The sequence below is a fragment of the Vagococcus bubulae genome (assembly GCF_003950315.1).
In the GTDB taxonomy this organism is placed as follows: Bacteria; Bacillota; Bacilli; order Lactobacillales; family Vagococcaceae; genus Vagococcus; species Vagococcus bubulae.
In genome coordinates, this window is record NZ_NGJT01000010.1 from 15,746 (window position 1) to 42,190 (window position 26,445).

General features: G+C 34.7%; 31 protein-coding genes and 1 other annotated feature. Of the genes, 3 read left to right on the forward strand and 28 right to left on the reverse strand.

All coding sequences use genetic code 11. The annotated features are described in order from the left end of the window. Nucleotides 1–17: 17 nt before the first annotated feature. The 4 genes from CBF36_RS06675 to CBF36_RS06690 are packed head-to-tail and all read right to left on the reverse strand — an operon-like array spanning nucleotide 18 to nucleotide 2,152. On the reverse strand, nucleotides 18–443 hold the full coding sequence (locus CBF36_RS06675; protein ID WP_125957679.1) for a hypothetical protein: 426 nt from the start codon (nucleotides 441–443) through the stop codon (nucleotides 18–20). Further along, nucleotides 440–901 carry a hypothetical protein gene (locus CBF36_RS06680; protein ID WP_125957680.1) on the reverse strand — a complete coding sequence of 154 codons (462 nt, stop codon included), beginning with the start codon at nucleotides 899–901 and terminating at the stop codon, nucleotides 440–442. Before CBF36_RS06680 ends, CBF36_RS06675 begins: the two co-directional genes overlap by 4 nt. A 13-nt stretch (nucleotides 902–914) precedes the next feature. Beyond that, nucleotides 915–1,583, reverse strand: a complete 669-nt coding sequence (locus tag CBF36_RS06685; protein ID WP_125957681.1) for a class D sortase — start codon at nucleotides 1,581–1,583, stop codon at nucleotides 915–917. Beyond that, a complete protein-coding gene (locus CBF36_RS06690; protein WP_125957682.1) occupies nucleotides 1,583–2,152 on the reverse strand; it encodes a hypothetical protein in 570 nt (189 codons plus the stop codon). The genes CBF36_RS06685 and CBF36_RS06690 overlap by 1 nt, the downstream gene beginning before the upstream one ends. Before the next feature lie 208 nt (nucleotides 2,153–2,360). Between CBF36_RS06690 and lepB the strand changes: the two genes are divergently transcribed. From lepB to CBF36_RS06705, 3 genes are all read left to right on the forward strand, one after another. Continuing rightward, nucleotides 2,361–2,861, forward strand: a complete 501-nt coding sequence (lepB, locus tag CBF36_RS06695) for a signal peptidase I (RefSeq protein ID WP_125957683.1) — start codon at nucleotides 2,361–2,363, stop codon at nucleotides 2,859–2,861. Nucleotides 2,862–2,884: 23 nt separating this feature from the next. After that, nucleotides 2,885–3,295, forward strand: a complete 411-nt coding sequence (locus CBF36_RS06700) for a helix-turn-helix domain-containing protein (protein WP_125957684.1) — start codon at nucleotides 2,885–2,887, stop codon at nucleotides 3,293–3,295. Nucleotides 3,296–3,451: 156 nt separating this feature from the next. After that, nucleotides 3,452–3,874 carry an NUDIX domain-containing protein gene (locus CBF36_RS06705; protein ID WP_125957685.1) on the forward strand — a complete coding sequence of 141 codons (423 nt, stop codon included), beginning with the start codon at nucleotides 3,452–3,454 and terminating at the stop codon, nucleotides 3,872–3,874. Between the two features lie 33 nt (nucleotides 3,875–3,907). Here the strand turns inward: CBF36_RS06705 and CBF36_RS06710 are convergent, their stop codons facing one another. The 24 genes from CBF36_RS06710 to ilvD form a co-directional block, all read right to left on the reverse strand. After that, nucleotides 3,908–5,074 carry a M20 metallopeptidase family protein gene (locus CBF36_RS06710; RefSeq protein WP_125957686.1) on the reverse strand — a complete coding sequence of 389 codons (1,167 nt, stop codon included), beginning with the start codon at nucleotides 5,072–5,074 and terminating at the stop codon, nucleotides 3,908–3,910. Nucleotides 5,075–5,141: 67 nt separating this feature from the next. Next, nucleotides 5,142–5,453: a phosphoribosyl-ATP diphosphatase gene (gene hisE / locus CBF36_RS06715; protein ID WP_125957687.1), complete on the reverse strand. Its 312-nt coding sequence runs from the start codon at nucleotides 5,451–5,453 to the stop codon at nucleotides 5,142–5,144. Next, complete coding sequence (gene hisI / locus CBF36_RS06720; protein ID WP_125957688.1) at nucleotides 5,447–5,794, reverse strand: phosphoribosyl-AMP cyclohydrolase; 348 nt, start codon at nucleotides 5,792–5,794, stop codon at nucleotides 5,447–5,449. Before hisI ends, hisE begins: the two co-directional genes overlap by 7 nt. Before the next feature lie 14 nt (nucleotides 5,795–5,808). Next, the gene (gene hisF / locus CBF36_RS06725; RefSeq protein ID WP_125957689.1) at nucleotides 5,809–6,564 is read right to left on the reverse strand and encodes an imidazole glycerol phosphate synthase subunit HisF; all 756 of its coding nucleotides are present in this window, start codon (nucleotides 6,562–6,564) and stop codon (nucleotides 5,809–5,811) included. An 11-nt stretch (nucleotides 6,565–6,575) separates the two neighbouring features. Beyond that, nucleotides 6,576–7,298, reverse strand: a complete 723-nt coding sequence (gene hisA, locus CBF36_RS06730) for a 1-(5-phosphoribosyl)-5-[(5-phosphoribosylamino)methylideneamino]imidazole-4-carboxamide isomerase (RefSeq protein WP_125957690.1) — start codon at nucleotides 7,296–7,298, stop codon at nucleotides 6,576–6,578. After that, nucleotides 7,276–7,899, reverse strand: coding sequence for an imidazole glycerol phosphate synthase subunit HisH (gene hisH / locus CBF36_RS06735; protein WP_125957691.1), 624 nt, complete (start codon nucleotides 7,897–7,899; stop codon nucleotides 7,276–7,278). The genes hisA and hisH overlap by 23 nt, the downstream gene beginning before the upstream one ends. Next, nucleotides 7,899–8,483, reverse strand: a complete 585-nt coding sequence (gene hisB / locus CBF36_RS06740) for an imidazoleglycerol-phosphate dehydratase HisB (RefSeq protein WP_125957692.1) — start codon at nucleotides 8,481–8,483, stop codon at nucleotides 7,899–7,901. Before hisB ends, hisH begins: the two co-directional genes overlap by 1 nt. Then, nucleotides 8,483–9,772 carry a histidinol dehydrogenase gene (gene hisD, locus CBF36_RS06745; protein ID WP_125957693.1) on the reverse strand — a complete coding sequence of 430 codons (1,290 nt, stop codon included), beginning with the start codon at nucleotides 9,770–9,772 and terminating at the stop codon, nucleotides 8,483–8,485. The genes hisB and hisD overlap by 1 nt, the downstream gene beginning before the upstream one ends. Then, complete coding sequence (gene hisG / locus CBF36_RS06750; RefSeq protein WP_125957694.1) at nucleotides 9,772–10,413, reverse strand: ATP phosphoribosyltransferase; 642 nt, start codon at nucleotides 10,411–10,413, stop codon at nucleotides 9,772–9,774. Before hisG ends, hisD begins: the two co-directional genes overlap by 1 nt. Continuing rightward, nucleotides 10,413–11,567, reverse strand: a complete 1,155-nt coding sequence (locus tag CBF36_RS06755) for an ATP phosphoribosyltransferase regulatory subunit (protein WP_125957695.1) — start codon at nucleotides 11,565–11,567, stop codon at nucleotides 10,413–10,415. The genes hisG and CBF36_RS06755 overlap by 1 nt, the downstream gene beginning before the upstream one ends. A 6-nt stretch (nucleotides 11,568–11,573) precedes the next feature. Beyond that, nucleotides 11,574–12,635 (reverse strand): pyridoxal phosphate-dependent aminotransferase, encoded by a 1,062-nt coding sequence (locus CBF36_RS06760; RefSeq protein WP_125957696.1) that lies wholly within the window; start codon nucleotides 12,633–12,635, stop codon nucleotides 11,574–11,576. Between the two features lie 57 nt (nucleotides 12,636–12,692). Next, nucleotides 12,693–12,936 (reverse strand) — a binding site (T-box leader). Between the two features lie 190 nt (nucleotides 12,937–13,126). Next, nucleotides 13,127–13,303 carry a hypothetical protein gene (locus tag CBF36_RS12275; RefSeq protein WP_165865407.1) on the reverse strand — a complete coding sequence of 59 codons (177 nt, stop codon included), beginning with the start codon at nucleotides 13,301–13,303 and terminating at the stop codon, nucleotides 13,127–13,129. A 100-nt stretch (nucleotides 13,304–13,403) separates the two neighbouring features. Continuing rightward, the gene (locus CBF36_RS06765; protein WP_125957697.1) at nucleotides 13,404–13,868 is read right to left on the reverse strand and encodes a GNAT family N-acetyltransferase; all 465 of its coding nucleotides are present in this window, start codon (nucleotides 13,866–13,868) and stop codon (nucleotides 13,404–13,406) included. After that, the gene (locus tag CBF36_RS06770; protein WP_125957698.1) at nucleotides 13,861–14,166 is read right to left on the reverse strand and encodes a nucleoside triphosphate pyrophosphohydrolase family protein; all 306 of its coding nucleotides are present in this window, start codon (nucleotides 14,164–14,166) and stop codon (nucleotides 13,861–13,863) included. Before CBF36_RS06770 ends, CBF36_RS06765 begins: the two co-directional genes overlap by 8 nt. Further along, complete coding sequence (locus CBF36_RS12580; protein ID WP_165865408.1) at nucleotides 14,167–15,207, reverse strand: nucleotidyltransferase family protein; 1,041 nt, start codon at nucleotides 15,205–15,207, stop codon at nucleotides 14,167–14,169. A gap of 60 nt (nucleotides 15,208–15,267) precedes the next feature. Continuing rightward, nucleotides 15,268–15,846 (reverse strand): 3-isopropylmalate dehydratase small subunit, encoded by a 579-nt coding sequence (gene leuD / locus CBF36_RS06780; RefSeq protein ID WP_125957700.1) that lies wholly within the window; start codon nucleotides 15,844–15,846, stop codon nucleotides 15,268–15,270. Further along, a complete protein-coding gene (gene leuC, locus CBF36_RS06785) occupies nucleotides 15,847–17,220 on the reverse strand; it encodes a 3-isopropylmalate dehydratase large subunit (protein WP_125957701.1) in 1,374 nt (457 codons plus the stop codon). 4 nt (nucleotides 17,221–17,224) lie between these two features. Further along, nucleotides 17,225–18,280 (reverse strand): 3-isopropylmalate dehydrogenase, encoded by a 1,056-nt coding sequence (gene leuB, locus CBF36_RS06790; protein ID WP_125957702.1) that lies wholly within the window; start codon nucleotides 18,278–18,280, stop codon nucleotides 17,225–17,227. Beyond that, nucleotides 18,273–19,799, reverse strand: a complete 1,527-nt coding sequence (locus CBF36_RS06795) for a 2-isopropylmalate synthase (RefSeq protein WP_125957703.1) — start codon at nucleotides 19,797–19,799, stop codon at nucleotides 18,273–18,275. Before CBF36_RS06795 ends, leuB begins: the two co-directional genes overlap by 8 nt. Before the next feature lie 183 nt (nucleotides 19,800–19,982). Further along, nucleotides 19,983–21,245: a threonine ammonia-lyase IlvA gene (gene ilvA / locus CBF36_RS06800; protein WP_125957704.1), complete on the reverse strand. Its 1,263-nt coding sequence runs from the start codon at nucleotides 21,243–21,245 to the stop codon at nucleotides 19,983–19,985. An 11-nt stretch (nucleotides 21,246–21,256) separates the two neighbouring features. After that, complete coding sequence (gene ilvC / locus CBF36_RS06805) at nucleotides 21,257–22,249, reverse strand: ketol-acid reductoisomerase (protein ID WP_125957705.1); 993 nt, start codon at nucleotides 22,247–22,249, stop codon at nucleotides 21,257–21,259. A gap of 30 nt (nucleotides 22,250–22,279) precedes the next feature. Continuing rightward, nucleotides 22,280–22,765, reverse strand: a complete 486-nt coding sequence (gene ilvN / locus CBF36_RS06810; RefSeq protein ID WP_125957706.1) for an acetolactate synthase small subunit — start codon at nucleotides 22,763–22,765, stop codon at nucleotides 22,280–22,282. Beyond that, nucleotides 22,762–24,441 carry a biosynthetic-type acetolactate synthase large subunit gene (gene ilvB / locus CBF36_RS06815; RefSeq protein WP_125957707.1) on the reverse strand — a complete coding sequence of 560 codons (1,680 nt, stop codon included), beginning with the start codon at nucleotides 24,439–24,441 and terminating at the stop codon, nucleotides 22,762–22,764. The genes ilvN and ilvB overlap by 4 nt, the downstream gene beginning before the upstream one ends. Nucleotides 24,442–24,456: 15 nt before the next feature. Next, nucleotides 24,457–26,151: a dihydroxy-acid dehydratase gene (gene ilvD, locus CBF36_RS06820; RefSeq protein WP_125957708.1), complete on the reverse strand. Its 1,695-nt coding sequence runs from the start codon at nucleotides 26,149–26,151 to the stop codon at nucleotides 24,457–24,459. Nucleotides 26,152–26,445: the final 294 nt, after the last annotated feature.

The following is a 26,445-nucleotide window of genomic DNA, read 5'->3' on the forward strand; positions in this document are numbered from 1 at the left end:
CCAGTAATTTGGTTGGATTAATATCCTTCTATTTCATCAAATGTTTGTTGTTTGCGTCTAAACCCTCGTTGTTCTAGTTTTTTATATTCTTTATAAGAATAAAGACTTAACAATATACCTAACACTAAAAATACTATGCTGACAACAATTTGCACAGTCATTAGTAGCTTGATGCTTTCTGTAATCCATTTTTTCATATGATCATCAATAATCGACAAATGAGTTAAAGGATTATTTATAGATAAAATCATTGTAAATGATACTAACAACAAACCTGTACTAGTAACTAAATAAGCTACATTTCTGACAAAGACATGCTTATATCGACCACTAGCAAAATATAAACACAGCATCAAAATGCCTAGTAAAACGATAGAGACAATCAATAAAATATTTGTCATTTTTTTAATTAAACTAACACGTAATCCAATCGTTGAAATCATGACATTATGAACTTTGCCATTATAAATATTGACTCCTTCTTCAACAAATTGGTTAACAGACTCTTGATTAACCTCATTGATTGGTTTATTTTCCTTTTTGGCGTACTCTTCCACAGCAACTTGTAATTTTTTTCAATTACGCTTTTTTCTATCTCATAAGTTTGCCCTTTAAAAGCACTCGTTAAAAATTGATTAAAATCTTTTGTCACCTCTGATTGAGTGACAACTGGTTTTAACCCATCTTTTTTAATACCACTAGCCATTCCAACATCTTGAATGGATTGATTTATTGAATCAGTTAAACTCTTGGTATAATTACTTTCCTTAGCCACTGTTATCCAATGCTCTGATGATAACAAAAATGTCCTTGCAATAACGACTTCACACGCAATGGTTAAACACAAGATAGAAAGTAATGTTAGTAAAAACTGATAAACACGTTTTATGGTCTTATTCATTTGAATATCCTTCCTATATACTTGAGTTAATCATTTTTCCAGAGACTCTTTCAGCATAAACAAATAATCGGTCATCTGTTAACCCAATCATATCTATTGGATAGCATGTATATAAAATTAACTGATTATTATCTGATTTTTTATATAGTGACTCAATGGCTGATTTATCATCAAAACGGGCTACTTTTTTATTTGTAATTTTATATTGATACGTATCATAGCTCGTCTTTATTGTAATAGTATCATTCACTGTCACACCATCAAGTGCTGCTAAATCTGAGGTATTGTGACCACCTATTAAGGTTGTACCTGCTTCTCCAGGAAACACGCTCCCATTAAACTGGCCAACACCTACTCTTAAATCTTCTGGTGAATCACCATAAATTAGTCTTGCTTGAACATTAAATTTATCAATAATGACTGTTCCATACTCTGTTCCCAAACTAGGATATTCTATTTGTGTTGATGGTATTTGATTGTCTACAGGTTTAATCTCTTTTTGTTTTTTTTCATTAAAAATTGAGGTGATTTTTGTATTTTCTGCTTGCTCTGTCATCGTAACGGCACTAACAAATAAGTCAAATGTTTCTTTATATGGTAAAAATAATAACGTGAAAATAGCATAAGCAGAAATAAAAAAGAGTACCGGCATATAAATATATGCCAGTACTCTTTTATTCATTAACAACTAGCACCTTTTCTTTTTGACATAAATCCTGTTGCTACTGTTAATGTTACTAAACTAGCAATCGTCATAACTGCACTTGTTAGCGAAATTCCTGTTGTTTTGATAACTGGATTGCTACTTGTTGTTGGCACAAATGCTTTTTTACCAGCACTATTTGTAATATTTCCATTGCTACTTACGGATAATCCTAATGCTCGTGATGCTTCTAAAACATGATTTCTAATTTGTGTTTGAACATTTTTAGGTAATTGCTTTAAAAAGTTTTCTAAGCTAGTTGCTTGAATACCTGCTGAATTATCCACTGCTAATTGTTTTGCTGCTTCAATATGTCCAACAACGGTATTCACTGTTGCTGCACTATACTCATTAGCTTTTAAATCATTTTCAGCTTGTTGAATATCTGTTGCTGAAAAGAAAAAACGTTGTCCTTCTTTTGTTGTGATTCCTGAGTTTAAAGAATCAAGAATACGTTGTTCATCTGCAGAGATTGCTCCAGCAGCATTTGCTGTAATCGGCAAGAAAACCACTAACAAAGCAAAAACAATTGATACTATTTTTTTCATTTATTATAACCCTCCTTTTTTATACTATTATAGTATACCATATCACAACAATACAACATAATTTTTCTATATATTCTTTTATTGTATTTTTGTTACACTTTGCAAGGAGATGTTATTCATGATAACACACCTTTTTTCTGATTAGTTACTCTAAATTATATAGTACTTTTTTTGAAATTGCATTATAATAGACAATAGGAGGTCTGGCATGAAAAAACTTCTAAAAGATAATATAATACTCATATTGAGTATCTGCTTCATTTTATTTTTACAATTATTTATCGTTTCACCAACTAGAGTATCTGGTGAATCAATGAACCATACCCTACAACATAATGATCGGAGCCTTGTCTTAAAAGGAAATTCAGTGAAACGCTTTGATATCATTATTTTTAACACAAATAAATTAACTGGTGAGGACAAACAATACGTCAAACGCGTTATTGGGTTACCTGGAGAAACCGTTAGTTATAAGAATAATCAACTTTTTATTAACAATGAGCCAATAGAAGAACCTTTTGATATAAGAGATCAATCCTATACTGGCGATTTTTCTTATGTTGTAAACAGTCATGACTATTTTGTCCTAGGTGACAATAGAGGAAATTCAACTGATAGTCGCATGTTTGGTGGGGTCAATAAAGAAGATATTGTAGGAAAAATGATTTATCGATTCTTTCCATTTAACTCAATTGGAAAAATAAATTAACCAACAAAAGAAAGTGAGACTACATGGAATTAGGAACAATTATTACAAGCAAACGAATTGAAAAACAACTAACACAAGAACAATTAGCCAAACAATTACATGTCACAAAAGACACTGTAGTTGAATGGGAAGATGAAAAAGCTTATCCTGATATAAATCATTTAGTAGAATTGGCAAAATTATTAGATTTTTCCTTAGATGGCCTATTTTTAGCAGATGATGACACTCTGTTAAAACCTATTATGAAACAAACGAATAAACACTATTTTCAATTTTCCATCATTATTTGCCTAATAACTTTAATTATTTTATTGGCTATTTTATTGGTATCATTACTAAACGAAAATTCTAAACTGATTATTTCAGGAAGTGTCATTTTAGGAGAATTAGCGAATCTATTTGCCCTCGCTTATTACATAAAAAAACTAAATTAACTAAAAAGTCACAAAACAACCAACAAATGTTTTGTGATTTTTTTATGGAAAGGTTGTATAAACAATGACAGAACTCTTTACTATCTATGATGCTAAACAACAACCACAGATAAAATAGGTGTTCGAGGAGTCCCATTATGTCAGGGAGAATTTCGAATGGTTGTGACTGTCTTAATATTCAATTCTAAGAATGAGTTACTCATCCAGCAACGAGCCTCTAATAAAGATTTTTTTCCAAATTTATGGGATTTTTCAGCTAGTGGTCAAGTACTAGCTCACGAACCTATCTTGAAAGGAGCTGAACGAGAATTATTTGAAGAACTTGGTGTTTCTATTGACTTATCCAATATTCCGATTCGTTTTACTTGTTCTTTTGAAGAAGGATGGGATCATTACTTTTTTATCCAAAAAGATATCCAACTGGATGACTTAAGTCTACAAAAAGAAGAAGTTCAACGAGTTAAATTTGTCTGTAAAAAAGACTTTATGGATTTAGTTGCAAACCAAAAGTTTATCCCTTATTTATTTCATCCTATTATATTTGATTTAATTCATCAAACAAGTGAACACATTAAATAAGCGATTGAAAAAAACTTCCAATCGCTTTTTATATTAATCTTTTAAACTGTCCAAAACAATCTGGGTATGCATGGCAGCCCCTACCTTGAAACATTCTTCTAATACTTTAAATTTTGGATGGTGGTTCATAAATCCACACCCATCTTCTGCCGTTCCACCACCTAAAATAAAGAATGAACCTGGGACAACATCCGTATAGGCCGAAAAGTCTTCGCCACCCATCATACTTGGCATCGCAAATTGCCCTTTTTCTCCAAGAACTTCTGTCGCTGCTTGTCTCACAATATCAGTCGCAGCCACATCATTAATGACTGGTGTATAACCCAACTCATAATCTAATTCGTAGGTTGCCCCATACATTTGACACACACCAGAAATAATTTCTTCAATTCTCTTTTGAACAAATTGACGGATAGTCTTATCATTCGTCCGAATCGTTCCTGTAATAAGAGCTTTATCCGGAATGATGTTTCCTTTTTGTCCTGCTTTAAATTCACCAATTGAAATCACCACATCTGCAAATGGACTGACATTTCTCGATACAATATGATTTAAATTATTGATTATTTCCACACCAACTAAGATTGGATCAACTGATAACTCTGGAGTCGAACCATGAGAGCCACGTCCTTGAATGTTTAATTCAAACATATCTGACGCAGCTGTTAATGGACCATCTTTAATACCGACCATACCAGCTGGAATATTTGGTGCAATATGTAACCCAAATACCATATCCACATCATCCATCACGCCAGCTTCAACTAATAATTTAGCTCCACCTGGTAATTCTTCTTCTGCTGGCTGAAAAATAAATTTGACGGTTCCTGCAATGTCATCTTGCATACCAGAAAGAGTTTTGGCTGCCCCGAGTAAGATAGCCGTATGAGTGTCATGACCACACGCATGCATCACACCATGATTTTCTGATTGAAACTCAACATCTGATTCTTCAACAATTGGTAAGGCATCAATATCCGCACGTAACGCAATCGTTTTACCCGGTTTACTTCCTTTTAATGTTCCTATCACACTATTTTCAGTTAACGTTGAGATGGTTATATTAGGAAATTCTGATAAAACTTTTCTAATATATTTAGCTGTTTCTACTTCATGAAACGATAATTCTGGGTGTTTATGTAAATGGCGTCTCCATTCTATCATCTCTTTTTCTGGCATATCTTCTAGTCTAATTGTCATGCAGTGTCCCTCCTGTAGAAATCATTTTATTTTCAATAATCATACCATTAAAATAACGAATAATCTATCAATATTCTTTGATTTCTTTTCGGTCACTTATTTTACTTTTCTTTCCTACTCGAGAGTCTAATTCTTGATTAATCTCATCTAATGTAATATTTTTTTCAACTAATAAAACAAGTAAATGATACAATAAATCACTCGTCTCACTAACTAATTCTTCCTTATCATTTTTAGCTGCAATCACCACTTCTGTTGCTTCTTCTCCCACTTTTTTTAATATTTTATCCAATCCCTTATCAAATAAATAGGTGGTATAAGAGCCTTCTTTTGGGTCATTTTTTCGTTCTTCAATTTCATTATATAGTTTTTCTAACATCTCTCGGCTCCTTTCTTATCATCATAAATTGTTTGGAAAAAACACGTTTTTTTCCCTGTATGACATGCGACTCCTATTTGTTCTACCTCAATTAAAAGTGTGTCGGTATCACAATCTGTCACTATTTTTTTTACCTTTTGAATATGGCCACTTGTTTCACCTTTATGCCATAATTCTTGCCGACTTCTAGACCAAAACCATGTTTCTTTTGTTTCTAACGTTTTTTCATAACTTTCTTTATTCATGTAAGCTAACATCAACACTTCTTTTGTCTCACAATCAACAATAATAGTAGGAATAAGCTGATGTTGTTTATCAAACGCCAAATCTATCTTAGTCATTTTATGTCTCTCCTCTATAACCTAACGGGAATTCCTAATTCAGATAGTTCCATTTTTGTCTGTTTAATATCAATTTCTCCGTAATGAAACACACTAGCAGCTAGAGCTCCTGTAACAGGTGTTTCTTGAAACACCTCCACAATATCTTCTTTATTTCCAGCACCGCCTGAGGCAATCACTGGAATAGATATTGCCTCACATACAGATTGGTACAATGCTATATCATAACCTGACTTAGTACCATCTTTATCCATGGAAGTTAATAAAATTTCTCCTGTACCAAGTGACTCCACTTTTTTAGCCCACTCAATCACATCTAATCCAGTATCTTCTCGGCCTCCTGTGACAAAAACGTGCCAAGAATTCCCCACTTTTTTAGCATCAATCGCTACAACAATACACTGATTACCAAATTTTTTGGCCCCTTGCTGAATTAACTCTGGTGTTGCAACAGCAGAAGAATTAATCGAAATTTTATCAGCTCCAGCGCTCAATAATAAACTCATGTCATCAACGGTTCTTACGCCACCACCCACTGTAAAGGGCACAAATATTTCTCGTGATGTTCGTCTGATAACATCAATCATCGTTGCTCGCTCTTGATAAGTTGCAGTAATATCTAAAAATACTAACTCATCACACCCTTGGTTGTAATAGGCTTTAGCAATTTCAACGGGATCGCCCACATCTTTTAAATCAACAAAATTAATCCCTTTTACCACTCGTCCATTAGTCACATCTAAACAAGGAATAAATCGTTTGGCTAGCATGCACTCACCTCCTAATTTTTTTCTACTTCAACCATCTCTTCTAATGTGATAGCACCGCTGTAATAAGCTTTACCAACAATCGTTCCACTCACACCGATTTTCTCTAACTTCTCTAAATCTGTCATTGAATGAACCCCACCTGAAGCGATAATCTGACAATCTGGTAATTGTTCAACTAATTTTTCATAATGAGGAAAACTTGGACCTGTTAGCGTTCCATCTTTATCAATGTCTGTATAGACAAAAATAGTTGCGCCATATTCACTCATTTGTTTGGCTAAATCTAAATAACTAATCTGACTTTGTTCTAACCATCCTTCTGTCGAAACAAACCCATTTTTAGCATCAATCCCTATAACAATTTTTTCTGAGCCAAATCTATCAATCGCTTCTTTAACAAATTCAGGATGTTTCACCGCCATTGAGCCAATAATGACACGATCAACACCACTTTCTAAGTAAGATGCAATTTGTGATAGATGGCGTATACCGCCACCCACTTCAACGCGCATATTACTGACTTTTTTTATCTCTTGAATTAGTTCAGCATTGACTGCCTCTCCTTGCAAAGCGCCATCCAAATCAACAATATGTAAATACGTTAATCCTGACGTTGAAAATAATTTAGCTTGAGCAATTGGCGAGGTATTTACCACTGTTTGTTGATTAAAATCTCCCTTAAATAGCCTCACAGCTTTGCCATCTTTGATATCAATTGCTGGTAGTATATTCATAAACAATCTCCTTAAAATTTCTCAATAATTTATGCCCCACTTCTCCTGATTTTTCTGGATGAAACTGAGTGCCATAAACATTTTTATAACTAATCACTGCAGGAATTTCTTGGCTATACTGACAACTCGCTTCTATATAGATTGGGGCAACGTCAACTGCATAACTATGAACAAAATAAACATACTCATTAGCTATCCCTCTTGTTAATGGGGTATTCTGTTTGATATCCAACTGATTCCATCCCATATGAGGTACAGGGAACGTGTGACTTGCTGGCAGTTGCTTACATTCTCCTGGTATAAAACCAAATCCTTTGGTGTAACGATGCTCATCACTACCATCTACTAACAGCTGCATTCCTAAACAAATACCCAACAGAGGTTTTCCTTTTGCCACTTCTTGTTTAATGACATCAATTAATTGTCGCTTTTCTAGCTCTTCCATTGCAAGTGGAAAAGCCCCAACACCTGGTAAAATCAAGCCATTAGCAGATTCGATGTCTCTTTTATCACTGGATAAAACTGCTTGAATATCATTTTTTTCTAATGCTCGTATAACACTCTTCGTATTTCCTGCACCGTAATCAATGACAACAATCATCACAACACCCCTTTAGTTGAATTTACTCCATCAATCGCGCTGTTTTTATCAATTGCTTCTCGTAATGCTCGACCTGTCGCTTTAAATAGGCTCTCAATTTTATGATGTGTGTTTTCTCCATGAATAATTTTTAAATGTAGTGTCATACGACTATTAAATGCCAATGCTTGAAAAAATTCTTTTGCTAATTCTGTATCAAATTGTCCCAATTTTGGATTGCTAAAAGTTGCGTCAAAAACTAAAAAACTTCTTCCAGATAAATCTAAACTAGCCATTCCTAATGTTTCATCCATTGGAACAAAAGATGTCCCATACCGATTAATCCCTGCTTTATCGCCTAAAGCCTCAAGCAATGCTTGACCTAATAAAATACCAATATCTTCTACGACATGATGACTGTCCACTTCTAAATCCCCCACAGCCTTAACTTGTAAAGAAATTCTAGCGTGATAAGCAAATAACGTTAACATGTGATCAAAAAAGCCAACTCCTGTATCAATTGAAACAGGTTGTGATTCATCTAAATTAAGTGATAAAGTTATTTTTGTTTCCAAAGTATCTCTTGAAAGACTGGCTGTTCTCATTAGTTATCTTCCTCTCTAATTTCAACTGATTTTGCATGCCCATCAAGTTGCTCCTGATAAGCGAGTGTTCTAATATAGTCTCTATCTTGTTTTAGTGCATCTTTTGTGTAGTGAACGTATTGGATTCGTTTAACAAAGTCATGTACACCTAGAGCCGAAGAAAAACGAGCTGTCCCACTTGTTGGCAATACGTGGTTACTTCCAGCAAAATAATCGCCAATCGGTTCTGTCGTGTAGTGACCTAAAAAAACAGATCCTGCATTTTTCACTTTCCCTAAATAATCCAATGAGTTATCTAATGCTATTTCTAAATGCTCTGGTGCAACTTCGTTCATCAAATCAAATATCTCATCAAACGTCTCTGAAACAATAATGAGACCTTGATTTTCAATAGATGCTCGTGCGATTGACTCACGTGATAATTGTTTTAGTTGGTTGTTTATTTCATTTTCTACTTCTTGTGCTAATTTTTTTGAATTGGTTACTAAAATAGAACGAGATAGTGTATCATGCTCTGCTTGGGATAATAAATCTGCCGCAACAAAATGAGGATTAGCCGTCTCATCAGCAATAACCCCAATTTCTGACGGTCCTGCAATCATGTCAATCCCAACTTGCCCAAATACTTGTTTTTTTGCTGTTGCAACATAAGCATTTCCTGGTCCCACGATTTTATCTACTTTAGGAACTGTTTCCGTTCCGTAAGCCACTGCAGCAATGCCTTGTGCTCCACCAATTTGATAAATTTTATCGACACCCGATAAAAGAGCTGCTACTAAAATAGCTGGTATAAATTTGCCATTTTTTGGTGGTGGCGTTAGCATAACAACTTCGGATACCCCAGCAATTTTTGCTGGTAAAACATTCATCAACACACTTGAAGGATAAGCAGCTGTTCCACCTGGTACATAAACTGCCACTTTTTCGATGGGTTCGATTTTTTGCCCTCGAATAATCCCCTCTTTAGGAAAATCAACAAAACCTAATTCTTTTTGTTTTTCATGATAAGACACAATATTTTCTTTCGCTTTTTCTAATGCTTCTAACACATCTGGCTCAATTTGTTCAAAGGCTTGATTAATAATCTCACTAGGTACTTCTAGGGAATCAAGTTCTATCCCATCGAACTGTTTAGTGTACTCAAATAATGCTATATCTTTTTTTTCTCTTACTTGTTCGATAATTTCTCTGACTTGTGCTTCAATCAATTCATTATTTTCATTTAATTGTGCTTGTTCTTGTCTGATTTCTTTTGATAATTCTTCAACATTGCCTGTTAACCATCTCATTAGATTTCAACCCCTTTTTCTATTACTATTTCTAAATCATTTATTAACGTCATCACAGCTGAATGATGTTTTAACGCTGATTTATTGACGATTAAATGGGCTGATACTCGGCAAATATCATCTAAAATAAATAACCCATTTTCTTTTAGTGTGGTCCCTGTTTCCACGATATCCACAATGGCATCTGCTAAATCTAAAATAGGCGCCAACTCAACAGAACCTTGAATTTGAATAATTTCAACATCTTCATTTTTTTCTTTAAAATAATCACTAGCAACCGTTGGATATTTTGATGCTATTCGTTTTCGTTGATGATTGATTGGATCAAACTCTTTCGTTGAAGCCACTGAAAACTTACATACCCCAATATTTAAATCAAGCATGTCATAATAGCCATAGGGATTTTCAGACAACACGTCACTCCCCACTACACCTAAATCCGCGACTCCCTTTCTAACATAAGTTGTCACATCCGCTGCCTTAACAAGCAAAATTCTTAGTGAACCATCTGGGCTATTCAAAATAAGTTGACGGTTTTTCTCTGATAAAAAAGTCATATCATATCCAACTTTTTCAAATAATTCAACAGTTGGTTTTTCTAATCGTCCTTTTGTAAACGCAATGGTCAATGGTTGACTCATCACAACACCTCCTTAATCAATTGACTATCTTGGAGATACCACACTTCCTCATAATCCCATTTTTTAGCAAACTCTCGTGTTTCCTCTAAAGAATGAAACAATGAAAGCTCCACATCTTTTTCTAATGCCGACATTTTTTTTAACTGATTTAAATCTTCGACATGAATCATTTTTTTAGGCTTATTTATTTTTTCTTTCTGTTTATAAAGTAAATCAAAAATACTCTCTAAATTCATTGCCCAACCGACAGAATAAGCTTTTTCTACACCAAAGTGCGCTAATAATTCGTCATATCTTCCACCATTTAAGAAACTATCAGGTATTCCCTCACCATATCCAGCAAACATAATTCCTGTGTAATAATCCATCGTACGAACCATTCCTAAATCAACTCTCAACCTTTTTTGAACAGTCTCATCAAATAATTCACTCAAAAATAAAAGTTCCTCTAAATACATCGTGATTTCATGATTTGTTGGTAACAACTGTTTTGCTCGGTTAACTACTGACACAATATCACCAAATAGTGTTGGTAACTCTGATACAAATGCCCCTATTTCACTAGGATAATGTTGAGTTAACTCACGTAATTCACTGATATTTCGATTAAGCATTGCTTGATTTAATTGCTTTTTCCCTTTTTTATCCAGTGGTAGTTCATTTATCACTGCATCTAATACTTTTGCATGCCCCATTTCGATAAAAAAGTTTGGAACATTCAACTCTTGTAATACTGTGTAAGCTGAAAATATCGCTTCATACTCTGATTTCATCGAAGAAAAGCCCATAATTTCAATGCCGATTTGTGTCATCTCATTTTGTAACCCTTTCATGTCATCATGATAACGAAAAACCTTACCACTATAAGAAAGTTTTAATGGCAACTTTACTTGCGTTGTTGAAACAACTCTTCCGACAGGTAACGTCATATCAGGACGTAAGACTAACAAACGACCTTGATTGTCAAAAAAACGATACAAGGTATCACTTGGTTTATCATCAAACAATTCTGCAAATTCAATCGTTGGGGTTTCTATTCGTTGGAAACCTCTTGTTTTCAATATGTTACTAATCTGATGTTCTAGAGTATAGACTCCTTCTGCTCGTCTAAATAATTTATCTTGCGTACCTGATGGCAATCGCTTTGTTTTCATGTTGTACTATCCTCCTGATTTTTCATTCATATACTCTTTCAATACTTTGATGACACTCTCCATCTCTTCCTGTGTCCCAATTGAAATACGTAAATATTGTTTGATACGTGGATTATCTGAAAAATAGCGAACATAAATATTTTTTCCCTTCAGATAATCTTGTATATCTTTTGCTTGTTTCGTTTTATGTTTCGTAAACACAAAATTGGTTGAGCTTTCGATTGTTGTAAAACCTAATTTTGATAATTCACCTGTAAACCATTCTCTAGTATCGATTATTTTTTTTAAAGTGTCTTTATAATAGGACTCATCCAAGACTGCTTCTAATCCTACTGCTTCAGTGAGTGAATTCACTGAATAAGGATTGTAAGAATTTTTTACTGCCTTAACAACAGACGTTAACCTTTCTCCTCCAACACCATAACCTAAGCGAATTCCTGCCAAAGCAGAATCCTTTGAAAAAGTACGTGTTACATAAAGATTTGGATAGGTTTCAACCAGTTTTATCACACTTTTACCACCAAACGAGATATAGGCTTCATCCACGATAATCACTGTTTCAGGATATTTTTTTAATAGTGCTTCAATTTCTTCCACTGTTTTAACCAATCCTGTTGGAGCATTAGGGTTTGCTAGCACAATCCCACCAATCTTCTCAGGTAAGTTTTCTAAATCAAATGTAAAATCTGAAGATAAAGGGACTTCTTGATAAGGGATTCGAAACAAGTCACACCAAATTTTATAAAATCCATACGTGATGTCAGGAAACATAACGGGTTTATCTGACTGAAAAAAGCTTTGAAACGCAATAGCTAATACATCATCACTGCCATTTCCAAGTGAAATATAATCTGGATTAATTCCTTCTTTTTGTCCAATCGCAACCCGCAATTCTTGATTATCTAAAGAAGAATAGTGACGTAAATCAGTGTAATCAAATTGAGCCATTTTTTTTATAATGTTTGGTGATGGTGGATAAGCATTTTCATTGGTGTTGAGTTTAATTAATCCTTCTCCTGTTGGTTGTTCTCCTGGTATATAGGGACTTATTCTTCTTAAACTATTCATTTTTAACCTCTCCTTTGTAATTGATTAAAACAAAAAACGTCCTCTAGCTACAAAAAGCTAGAGGACGTTGGATACGTGGTTCCACCTCAAATTTTATCATTTCTCACAAAATGATACTCAATCAGTCATACCATATAATTAATAGACTGCACATGTTAACGGTATTCACCGACTTTCCCTAATCATTTACTCATTTTCAGGAAAACACTCAAGAATGTGTATGCACCTTTCATGTACTCTTTTTCATCGACCAAGAGCTTTCTAAAACAATTCAGGCGTTTCTTTCTCTCATTGATTTTTAATTTATTGTAATCATCATAGTGTTTTTCTCGTTTTTTTGCAAGTCTTTTTATAAAAAATATATTCAAATAGCCTATTAGTATCAATTCAATTGATTATAAAAGTTAGCAATAAATCAATTAGCCACTAAAAAGAAACGCTTTCATTTCATACTCATAGTCTATATTCGTTTTTTAATGATAATCAATACTCTATTCATCTTTAATATTTTTCATTGATTGTATTAAAGCAATAACTGTAATAGTTGATGTCACTAACAACACAGCAAATTTTAGCCAAATATCGTCATCTTTTAATAGTCCCTGTACTTGTAGTGGTAATGTTATAGCATAAATTATAATCCAGAAAACGTTCCAAAACTTCTTCATGCCTCACCTCTTTCGTCAACCTAATCTATCAAACAAAATTTCTTTTTATTATTATACTTTAAATAAACGAAAAAGCATAGAAATTTTGTAACGGATATGTTTATTTTTCTAGTTTTTGAACCATCACCAAACAAGGATTCCACTCATCCCAAAGTGTTGAAAAAATTTCTAATTCACAAAATCCAACTGATTCGTAAAATTGGATAGTCTTATCATACTGAGGATAATAACCTCTTGCGACGGTTTTTACTTGCAAATACTCATAATTTTCTGTATAAATTTGTTTGACTTTATCAACCAATAACCGCCCTATTCCTTGATGATGGTACTCCTTTTTCACTCCCATACAATAAAGTTCAACTGTTTTAGTACTTGTTTCTTTCAAACTGATAAATCCTACCGCCTTCCCATCTACTGAAGCAACATATAAAGGATACTCTCTACCACAATTGATGTATTCTTGTATTGCTTCTGGCATACCAAACCACTCTGGTAAATCGTTTAAAACGGCTTTGATAATCACCGCTTTTTCACGCATATTTATTTCTTCAAAAATATCAATCATCTATCTTTTCTGACTCCTTTATTAAATATTTAGTGCCATTTGATTTGTATACCCTATTCTCATTTATCTCCATTTTTTTGAGTATTTCCGTTTCTAAATCTAATCCTAAAATCTCTGAAATACCTAATAAATAAATAGCAACATCCGCTAGCTCTTCTCCTATGTTTTCATTTTTTCTAAACGCATCGAATGCTTCAGAAACTTCACCATAAAGTAATAAGAATTCTGTTTCAACATTTGTAATGTTAAAACCATGATTTACTTTATTTTCATATACTCTTTTTTGATACTGTTTCATTTATTTCACCATCGCTTCATAATTAATCGTTAACTTTGGATATTTTTCTTGCCATTTTTTCGTTTTTTGTCGGTCATTATACAACTTAATTCTTTTCTTATCACGCATTACATACGGAGTTGGCGTTACTTTAAATTGTTCAATATCATCTAATCCATAGGGACAAAAGACTTCTATTTCTCCCTGATTTAAGCGAATTGCAATAGCTGTACACTTTTCCGGATAATGATAGACTGCATCTCTTGTACTCATATAAGTTGACGTATTTGGATTGTGACCATTCATATAGATTTGATTTTTTACTTCCCATTTGTACGTTGGATAAACTTGTTTAAGATGCTCTTCAATTTCTCTATTTTTTTCATAGGAAACAGCCACATCATAAAACGCAACATCTATATCTGTTGAGGTATCTAAAACATGATTATCTAATAAACTATTCCAAAGATAATTTCGAATGGTTCCTGCCACTATCCAACCATCATTTAATTGTAATTCGGATACTATTCTTAGTAATGACATGAATTCAGGTTGCTGTTTGATTAACTTTTTTACTTTATCTCTAGTCAATTTATCCTTATCTATTTTTTCAAAAACACATGATTTAGCTACTGGTGAATACATTTTTTCACCTATCTTTACAAATCCTAACTTCTCATAAAAAGCATGATTCTTCAAGGAATAATCTGGCGTTTCAACAAGCCACTCATTCGTGCCATACATCGATTCAATTTGTTGCCATACTGTACGACCTATTCCTTTCTGATGATAATCGGGTAACACACAAAAATAAGCAATTTCCCGTTCATAACTATTTATACTAATACATCCAACTCGCTCATCTTCTCTATAAATCATAAAACTAATTAAATTTTCTGATTTGATTAGTTTCTGAGCTATTGTTCCATCATCATAACCAGGTGGTCCGCCAACTTCATTATCGCCAAAATAATACTGTGTATCGGAATTAAATGATTTCATTAATATATCAGTGAGTACCTCTGTATCTGTTTCTGTTACTGGTTCAAGCCAAATTGTCATTTTCCATTCTCCTCTATCCATCAAAAAAACGAGTAAATGTCTCCACTTACTCGCTACTTCTTAAATTCCATGTGCTTTTTCATAAGCTAAAATTTGATCCTTATAAGCCATTGTTTCATCGATTTCATCTAATCCGCTAATTAATTTATCACGCCATTTTTTATCGATATCAAAATGGATAGACTCATCTCCAACTTTGATTAATTGATTGTCTAATTCAATTTTAATTGTATCAGATGCTTTCACTTTAGCAATTTTTTCTCTTTCTTCTTTTGGTAGCACAATGGGTAGCAACCCATTGTTAATAGAATTCATATAGAAAATATCGCTGTATCCACCAGCAATAATGACACGAAATCCATAATCATCTAATGCCCAAACTGCGTGTTCACGGGATGATCCACAACCAAAATTATCACCTGTTAATAAAATCGTTGCATTTTTGTAAGTATCATTATTTAAAATAAAATCAGGATTTTCATCACGGTTATCTAAATAACGCCATTCATCAAATAAAAATTCTCCAAAACCTGTCTTTTCGATTCGTTTTAAAAAGTTTTTCGGGATAATTTGATCTGTATCTATATTATCATTTAATATTGGTACAACATACCCTTCATAATGATTAATTGCCTCCATTTATGCCATCTCCTTTCTAATATCAACAAAATGACCATTAATCGCAGCAGTTGCTGCCATGGCTGGATTACAAAGATGAGTTCTTGCCCCTTTTCCTTGTCGACCTTCAAAATTTCGATTTGAAGTTGAGGCACAATGAACACCTGTTGGCACTTGATCTGGGTTCATTCCTAAACACATAGAACATCCTGGTTCACGCCATTCAAATCCTGCTTCTTCAAATATTTTATCCAAACCAATTTTTTCAGCTGCTTTTTTCACAGGTCGAGAGCCTGGCACGACAATTCCTGTAATACCTTCATGAATTTTTTTCCCTTTAACAATTTTTGCCGCTTCTTCTAAATCAGATAAACGTCCATTGGTACATGACCCGATAAACACATAACCAAGTTCAATATCTTTGGCATAATCTCCTGGTTTTAAATCCATGTAATCATACGCTCTTGTGTCATTTTCATCTTTAATTTCTGGGAAAGCTTCATCAACGGATACGCACATTCCAGGATTTGTTCCCCAGCTAACTTGAGGCGCAATATCTTTAGCGTCAATTTCAATGATTTTATCAAAACATGACTCATCATCTGTTTTTAATGTCCGCCATTCTTCAACAGCTTGATTCCAATTTTTAGGTGCAAACTCGCGGTCCTTTACGTACTCAAACGTTGTGTCATCAGGAGCAATCATTCCCATTTTTGCTCCTCCTTCAATCGACATATTACAAATACTCATACGTTCTTCCATTGTTAATCCTTCAATGGTTGAACCATAGTATTCAACAGCATATCCTGTCCCAAAGTCTACCCCGTATTTAGAAATCAAATACAAAATAATATCTTTTGCATACACCCCTTTTTGTAATTCACCAGTAATTTTAACACCCATATTTTTAGGTTTTGTTTGCCACAGTGTTTGTGTCGCAAATACATGCTCTACTTCACTTGTCCCAATACCAAATGCAATCGCACCAAATGCTCCGTGTGTCGCTGTATGGGAGTCACCACAAACAATGGTTTTTCCTGGTTGTGTGACACCAATTTCAGGGCCAATCATATGAACAATCCCTTGTTTATCATGTCCATTACCAAATAATGACACGTTAAATTCTGCACAATTCTTTTCAAGTGCTTCAATTTGTTTTTTTGCTACCAAATCAGAAATATTATAAATATCTTTTGTCGGAACATTATGATCCATGGTTCCAAACGTCAAATCAGGACGTCGAAGTGGTCTATTAGCTAGTCTTAACCCTTCAAATGCCTGAGGGGACGTCACTTCATGAATCAAGTGAAGATCAATGTATAATAATTGAGGTTCACCAGGATTTCCCGCAACAACATGTTTATTCCATACTTTATCAAATAATGTGGTTTTCATACATTTAACCTCCTATAATTTCTATTAATTCTTCACGAATGTATTTTGTGACATCGGTAGTCGAATAATTTCCACCTAAATCTTTTGTCATGATACCTTTTTGCATCACTTTTTTAACTGCTTCATCCACCATATCGGCTAATTTATACTGTTTAAAACTATCTCGTAACATCATTGTTACTGAGTAAATCATCGATAATGGATTTGCCACGTTTTGCCCCGCAATATCTGGTGCTGATCCATGAATTGGTTCAAATAAATGAATGCCTGTTTTGGATAGACTAGAACTTGCTAAAACACCTAAACTTCCTGTTAAAACAGATGCTTCGTCACTCAAAATATCACCAAACATATTTTCAGTGACAATCACATCAAACTCTTTTGGTTTTGTAATCATCACCATTGCACATGAATCGACTAATTGATGTTCAAGTGTGACATCTGGATAATCTTGACTTACCTCCTCTGCAACTTTTCGCCATAATTTACTTGTCGCTAACACATTTGATTTATCCACTGATGTCACTTTTTTTCGTCTTGTTTGCGCTAATTCAAAAGCTGCTCGCATAATGCGTTCGATTTCTTCTTTTGTGTAAACACATGTATCAAGTGCCTCTGTGTCATTTAATTGTCGTGGTTCTCCAAAATAAATGCCTCCAGTTAATTCTCGGACAATCACAAAATCAGTTCCTGCAATTCTATCTTCTTTTATAGGGGATAAATGAACAAGTTCTTCTGATACTTGAATCGGACGAATATTGGCATACAATGATAATTGCTTTCTAAGTGCTAAAAGACCAGCCTCTGGACGTTCCTTACAATCATCCCATTTAGGCCCACCGATAGCACCAAGTAAAATCGCATCAGATGACTGACAGCTTTCAACTGTTTTCTCAGGAAGAGGTTTTCCCACTGCATCAATCGCTGCTCCTCCTACTAATTCTTCAGAGATTTCATAATCAAATAATCCTTTTTCTTTAAAGACGGATAAAATATTTAATCCAGCATCCATAATTTCTGGACCAATCCCGTCCCCTTTTAATACTGTTATTTTAGTCATTTGTTTCACCTTCTTTTAACTTACTAAATGCATTGATATAAGCTTTAGCTGAAGCTGTTAAAATATCAAAATCAATGCCCACTCCATGTACGGATTCACCTGTTTCTGGATTAGATACTTCAACATGAACCTCTGCTTGTGCATCTTCTCCACTAGTGAGAGACTCTATTCTAAATGCATCTAATTGAACATTTTTATCCATGATTCGATTAATCGTATTATAAATAGCTTGAATACTTCCAAGTCCTGTTGCTGAGTCAGACAATTGTTCATTATCGGCTGTTTCGATTTCAATCACAGCTGCTTGTTGACCATTTGAAGTGAATTGTAGTTGTAAATTTTTTAATTCCAAATTTTGACTAGTCGAAATAGCATTACCAGCTACTAATGCATGAATATCTCTATCGACAATATTTTTCTTCTTGTCAGCTAATACTTTAAACTCTTCAAATAGTGTTTGCTGTTCTTCTGGTGTTAAATTTGTATAACCTAACTCGATTAGTTTCTGACTAAACGCATGACTGCCAGATAATTTTCCAAGCGGTAAATGATTTGTTTTTAATCCAATCAATTGTGGTGTCATGATTTCATACGTATCTGGATGTTTCAATACACCATCTTGATGAATACCAGATTCATGTGCAAATGCATTGCCACCAATAATTGGCTTCGTTTTATGGATTGGAATACCAGACAGACGGCTAATCAAGTCACTCGTCATTTTAGTTTGTTCTAAAATAATATTTGTTTTAGCTTGGTAAAAATCTTGTCTAATATGAAGTGCTAATGCCACTTCTTCAATCGCGGTATTTCCAGCACGCTCACCAATGCCATTAATTGTTCCTTCAACACGTCCTGCACCATTTTCAATTGCAGCTAGTGCATTTGCTGTTGCCATACCTAAGTCATTGTGACAATGACAAGAAAAAATAACATTTTCTATGTTTTGGCAATTGCTAATAATATATTTAAATAACTCACCATATTCTGTTGGATTAGAATACCCCACTGTATCAGGTACATTAATAATGGTTGCCCCTGCATCAATCGCTGTCTGAATCGATTGGACTAAAAAGTTTTTTTCCGTACGAGTGGCATCTTCTGGTGAAAACTGTACTTTTTCAAATAATGTCTTGGCGTACGTGACGTGCTCTTTAATCGAGGCTAGCACTTCCTCTTCACTCATATGAAGTTTGTATTTCATATGAATCTCACTTGTTGCTAAAAACACATGAATTTGTGGATGCTTAGCATGTTTTAATGCATCATATGCCGCATCAATATCTTTTTTACGACAGCGTGCTAATCCAACAACTGTCATTGTATCAACTGCTTTAGCAATTTCTGACACAGCTTCAAAATCACCAGGTGAGGTAATAGGAAATCCAGCCTCAATGGCATCAATCCCATAACTTTCTAGTTGTTTAGCAATTCTGACTTTTTCAGCTGTATTAAAATTAACGCCTGGTGTTTGTTCACCATCTCTTAGTGATGTATCAAAAAATTGAATGGTTTTCATTATGATCTCCCCTTTAACAAATTAAAAAGACTCCTCACGCAAATACATGAGGAGTCTTAAGTAAAAGAATCCCATGTCAGACAAAGTCGAATAGGACCCAGAGTGTATAATTCTACACTGGGCCCTGCATTAATAATAATCGGTAAATGCTTGTTGTCGTCTTGGTCATAACACTCTCTCCTCTTAAACTAATAATGTATACAATGATTCATTTTCTTGTAAATTAATATAATTTGGATCAAAAATAGTCAATCTTTCAATCAACGAAGCATAATCATTATGATCTTGTAATAAAATACCTATCACAACAGGACCACTTCCTCGATTTAATTTTTTGGTGTACTCAAATTTTGTAATGTCATCATGTGGCCCTAACACATCTGACACAAATTCTTTTAACGCTCCTGCTCTTTGTGGAAAATTAACCACAAAATAATGTTTTAGTCCTTCATAAATCAGTGAACGTTCTTCAATTTCAGGCATACGTTGAATATCATTGTTACCTCCACTAATGATGCATACCACTGTTTTACCTTTTATTTCTTCTTTATAGTCATCAAGTGCTGTCACTGATAGCGCGCCAGCAGGTTCAACAACGATAGCTTGTTTAGTATATAACTCTAAAATTGTGCTACACACTTTTCCGACGGGTACGTCACACACAGCATCTACTAATTGTTGACTATGTAAAAAAGTCATTTCTCCCACTTCTTGTACAGCAGCCCCATCAACAAATTTATCTAAATGGGATAACGGTGTAACATGTTGTTCTTTTAATGACAATAACATCGATGCTGCGCCTATTGGTTCAACCCCAATGATTTTTGTAGTGGGACTTTTATCCTTAAAGTAGGCACTAACACCACTGATTAATCCTCCACCACCAATTGGGGTAAAAACGTAATCAGCAGGTGACGCTTGTTTTTTGTTTAATTGTTCAACAATTTCAAGCGCAACAGTTCCTTGTCCTGCAATAATGTTTTCATCATCAAATGGATTGATAAATGTTAATCCATGTTCCTCACCGTAAAAAATTGCCATGTCTTTTGACTGATCAAACGTATCACCAGCAAGTTTTATGGTCACTTGGTCACCACCAAACGCTTCAACTTGATTAACTTTTTGTTTTGGTGTTGTAACTGGCATAAAAATAGTGGCAGACACGCCCATTTTAAAACAAGTATAGGCAACTCCTTGCGCATGGTTTCCAGCACTCGCACAGACAACCCCTTTTTTTAACTTTTCTTCTGGTAATTGACTGATAGCATAATAGGCTCCACGTAACTTAAAGGAACGAACAATTTGTAAATCTTCTCGTTTTAAATAAACAGTCGCCTGATATTTTTTAGATAAGTAATCATCATATTGGAGCAGTGTTTTTGTTACCACTGGCTCCAACACGTGATAGGCTTTTTCTATTTGTTCACTTGTGACTAAATCAACCATAGACACGCCTCCTATTTGTTATTAACAAATGGCATCATTTCTCGCAATTCTTTTCCGACTGCTTCGATTTGGTGTCCTTGTTGTTCTTTTCTTAATCCATAGAATTTTTCAAATCCATTTTCATTATCTTCTATAAATCCTTTAGCAAATGTTCCATCTTGGATATCTGTTAAAACATCTTTCATACGAGCTTTTGTTTCAGCTGTTACTACACGTGGACCTGATACATAATCGCCATACTCAGCTGTATTAGAAATAGAATCACGCATTTTTTCCATACCGCCTTCATACATTAAATCAACGATTAATTTCAATTCATGTAATACTTCAAAGTAAGCAATTTCTGGTTGGTATCCTGCTTCAACAAGTGTTTCAAAACCAGCTTGCACTAGTGCAGTTGTTCCTCCACATAAAACAGCTTGTTCACCAAACAAATCAGTTTCTGTTTCTTCTTTAAATGTTGTTTCTAATACACCAACACGAGTGGCACCAATACCTTTTGTATAAGCTAAGGCAATATCACGAGCATTTCCTGTCGCGTCTTGTTCTACTGCAAATAATGATGGCACAGCAAATCCTTCTTCAAACGTACGACGCACCAAGTGTCCTGGTCCTTTTGGCGCTACTAAAAATACATCCACATCAGCTGGGGGTTGGATAACATCAAAGTGGATATTAAATCCATGACCAAATGCTAAGGCATTGCCTGCTTCTAAGTACGGTGCAATTTCATTTTTATATAACTCACCTTGAATTTCATCTGGTGCTAAAATCATAACAACATCTGCTTGTTTTACTGCTTCACTAACTGGAAACACATCAAAACCTGCTTCTCTTGCAGCATCTGCTGATTTACCTTCTCTGATACCAATAATCACATCATGCCCTGTATCACGTAAATTTTGTGAATGTGCATGACCTTGTGAACCATAACCAATGATGGCGATTTTTTTATCCTTTAATTGATCTCCTTGAACTGAATCTTCATAATATACTTTTGCCATGATTAATTCCTCCGATAAATTTATTATTTTTTATTTTATAGAACTTCTAAGTAACCCAGTAATTCCGGTTCTTGCAAGTTCTTGGATTCCATATACTTTTAATACATCAACTAATGCATCAATTTTTTCACTGCTTCCTGCTATTTGGATAATGATGGATTGACTACTCACATCAATAATACTTGCCCTAAACGGTTCAACCATAGACATAATTTCTTGCCTATTTGCACTAGTTGTTGCAACTTTTATTAAAGCTAATTCTCTTTCTAAGTGTGAATCTGCACTCATATCTGTGACTTTAATGACATCAATCTGTTTATTTAGTTGTTTAATTAACTGTTCCATTTGAAAATCTGAATCGACATTCACTACAATTGTAATTCGTGAAACATCAGGATTTTCCGTCACTCCGACAGAGATACTTTCAATATTAAATTGACGCCTTGTAAGAACACCTGAAATACGATTTAATACACCCGACGTATTTCTTACTTTTGCTGAAATTATTCGTCTCATTTTTTCACCACCCCAATCATTTCATTGTTAGGTTTACCAGGTGGCACCATTGGTAAAACATGCTCCGTTGGTGAACAGTTGATTTCAATCACCATTGCTTCTTTTTGACTAAATGCCGCTTTCAAATCTTCTTCCAACGTTTTCGCATCATTTAATTTCACTGATTTCAAGTGGTAGGCTTCTGCCATTTTTTGAAAATCTGGTTGATTATCAAAAACAGATTCTGATCGTCGTTCGTTAAAGAAACTTTCTTGCCACTGACGTACCATTCCTAATGAATGATTATTAATCAATACGATTTTAGGTGATAACTCATACTGTTCTAAAATTGCTAATTCTTGATTCGTCATTTGAAAACCACCGTCTCCTACGATGATAACCACTTGTTTGTCGCGCTTAGCAAGTTGCGCTCCAATGCCAGCCGGAATACCGTAACCCATCGTCCCAAGACCACCACTAGTAATCAATTGATTTTGATTTTTAAATGGATAAAATTGAGCCGTCCACATTTGATGTTGTCCCACATCAGTTGCAACAATTGCCTCGCCGTTTGTAATCTCTCCAATCAATTCAATCGCCCGTTGTGGTTTTATTTCTTCAACTGTTTCTTCATAAGTGAATGGCGCTTCTTCTTGATAGTCTTGAACTGTTTGACGCCACTTAGAATAATTTTCTGGATTAAACGTTTCCTTATTTAACAAATGAATCACTTCTTTTGCATCGCCAACAATTGGGATATCTGTTGGAATAATTTTGCCTATCTCAGCTGGATCAATATCCACATGAATAATCGTTTTATTTTTAGCTAAACTTTTTGGACAACTAGCCAAACGGTCATCAAACCTTGACCCAATATTTATCAAAACATCCGCATCCATTAAGGCTTGATTGGCTGCATAAGAACCATGCATACCTCCCATGCCTAAAAATAACTCATTTTCTGTTGGCACAACTCCCAGACCAAGTAATGTAGACACCACTGGGATTTTTGAATTTTCTAATAATTCTCTAAATTCCTGTGTGCTATCACTGTGATGAATGCCAGCGCCAATTAAAAAGAGAGGTCTCTCAGATTCATTTATCGCTTTTACCACTTTTTTTATTTGATTGGGATGTGGCATATAGTTTGGTTGATAGCTTGGAATATTTACATCATCTAGTTGTTTGACTTCAACTTCATTTAACGTAATATCTTTCGGTAAATCAATGACAACAGGACCTTTTCTACCTGTTGTAGCGATGTGAAATGCTTCTTTGATGACTTTAGGAAGATCTTCTGTTCGTCTTACTTGATAATTATACTTTGTAATAGGTACTGTTAATCCTAAAATATCTGCCTCTTGAAAAGCGTCTTTCCCAATACCACTACTTGCTACTTGTCCTGTAAACACAATAAGTGGAACAGAATCACTCATCGCATCAGCAATTCCTGTAATGACATTTGTTGCTCCAGGGCCGCTTGTTACTAAAACGACTCCTGGCTTGCCACTTGCTTTAGCATATCCCTCTGCTGCATGAACTGCTCCTTGTTCATGACGCGTTAAAATATGCGGAATTTTTTTATCGTATAACCCATCATATAAAGGCAATACTGCCCCTCCTGGATAACCAAATATCATCTCAACTTCTTCATCTAGTAATGAATCAATAAACAACTCTGTGCCACTTTTATTCATACTTATTTACCCTCCTTACTCACCCATCAAATTGTCTGGTATTATCATAATTGCTCCTGTGTGTGCTGATGTGACTAATGCTGTGTATCTTGCAAGGTATCCTTTTGTTACTTTTGCTTTAAATGGTTTTTTCTTAGCTTTTCTTTCATCCAATTCGTCATATGAAACAGCCAAATTAATGGTTCGATTCACTAAATCAATCTCGATTTCATCCCCATCTTCAACTAAACCGATTGGACCTCCTGCTGCTGCTTCTGGTGAGATGTGTCCGACTGCAATCCCACGTGTTGCTCCTGAAAAACGTCCATCCGTAATTAACGCAACATCTTTCCCTAAACCTCGCCCGACAATACTTGATGTTGGGGCAAGCATTTCTGGCATACCTGGTCCACCTTTAGGTCCTTCGTAACGAATTACCACAACGTGTCCTTTTTGTACAGTATGATTATCAATGGCTTCAACTGCCTCATCATGTGAATCAAAACAAATCGCTTTTCCTTTAAAGACTGAAATGGATGGATCCACACCACCAACTTTAATCACACAACCTTCTGGCGCGATGTTTCCATACAAAATAGATAACCCACCAACAGGGCTATAGGCATTTTCTTTTGGTCGAATGACTTCTTCATTATTAATTAGTGCATGGTTAACATTTTCTCGTAGTGTTTTCCCAGTTACTGTCATGCGATCTGGATGGATGGCTCCTTCAATACTTGTCAGTTCATTAATAATGGCTGGTACTCCGCCTGCTTCATGAACATCATGCATTGAGTAAGAAGATGACGGTGCAATTTTAGATAAGTATGGTACACGTTTAGCAATGTCATTAACATCAGATAAGTCATACTCAATCTCTGCTTCGTTTGCAATGGCAAGTGTATGTAAAACCGTATTAGTCGAACCTCCCATTGCCATATCTAAAGCAAAGGCATCATCAATCGCTTCTTTTGTAATAATATCTCTTGGTTTAATTTGTTTTTCTACAAGGTTCATTAAATGAACAGCCGATTGTTTTATTAACTCACGTCGCTCATCAGAGACCGCTAAAGCTGTGCCATTGTACGGTACTGCCATCCCTAACACTTCCATTAAACAGTTCATTGAATTTGCTGTAAACATGCCTGCACATGACCCGCAAGTTGGACACGCATTTTGTTCCATAAATAAGAAATCTTCTTTACTCATACCACCGTCTTTAAATGCACCAACTGCTTCAAACATTGAAGATAGTGTAGCCGCTTTTCCATTCGGGTCTATCCCTGCTTTCATCGGTCCACCTGAACAAAAAATACTTGGCACATTTGTTCTAACAGCTGCCATCAACATACCTGGTGTAATTTTGTCACAATTTGGAATGTAGAATACACCATCAAACCAATGAGCATTAATCACTGTTTCTGCTGCATCCGCAATAATTTCTCTACTTGGTAATGAGTAACGCATCCCAATGTGTCCCATTGCAATCCCATCATCTACACCAATCGTATTAAATTCAAATGGTATACCACCTGCTTCACGAATCGCTTCTTTAGCAATGTCTGCTAATTCTCTTAGATGGACATGACCTGGAACAATATCAATATAAGAATTACATATGGCAATAAACGGTTTATTCATGTCTTTTGCATTTTTTACTTGTCCTGTTGCATACAGTAAACTTCTCGCTGGTGCTGCATCAACACCTTTTTTGATTTTATCACTTCTCATAATTTTTCCTCCTTAGGATAAAAGAAAAAGCACTCCATTTAAGTATGACACTTAATGGAATGCTTAACGGCAAGAATCCCATTATCTTACAACAAATAGGAACTCGACCTGTAGATGTTTTTTCACCCAACGTGTCCTAGTTCCTAACCTGTAATAAAATAATGACTAAATTATTCTTGCACTCTCTCATAATGACGTTCCCCTTTAAAATTGGAATTTGATTAAAATATTATTAAAGTAAATATAGACTTATCTTATAAAACTGTCAACCATTTTTTGGTATTTTTTTTAATT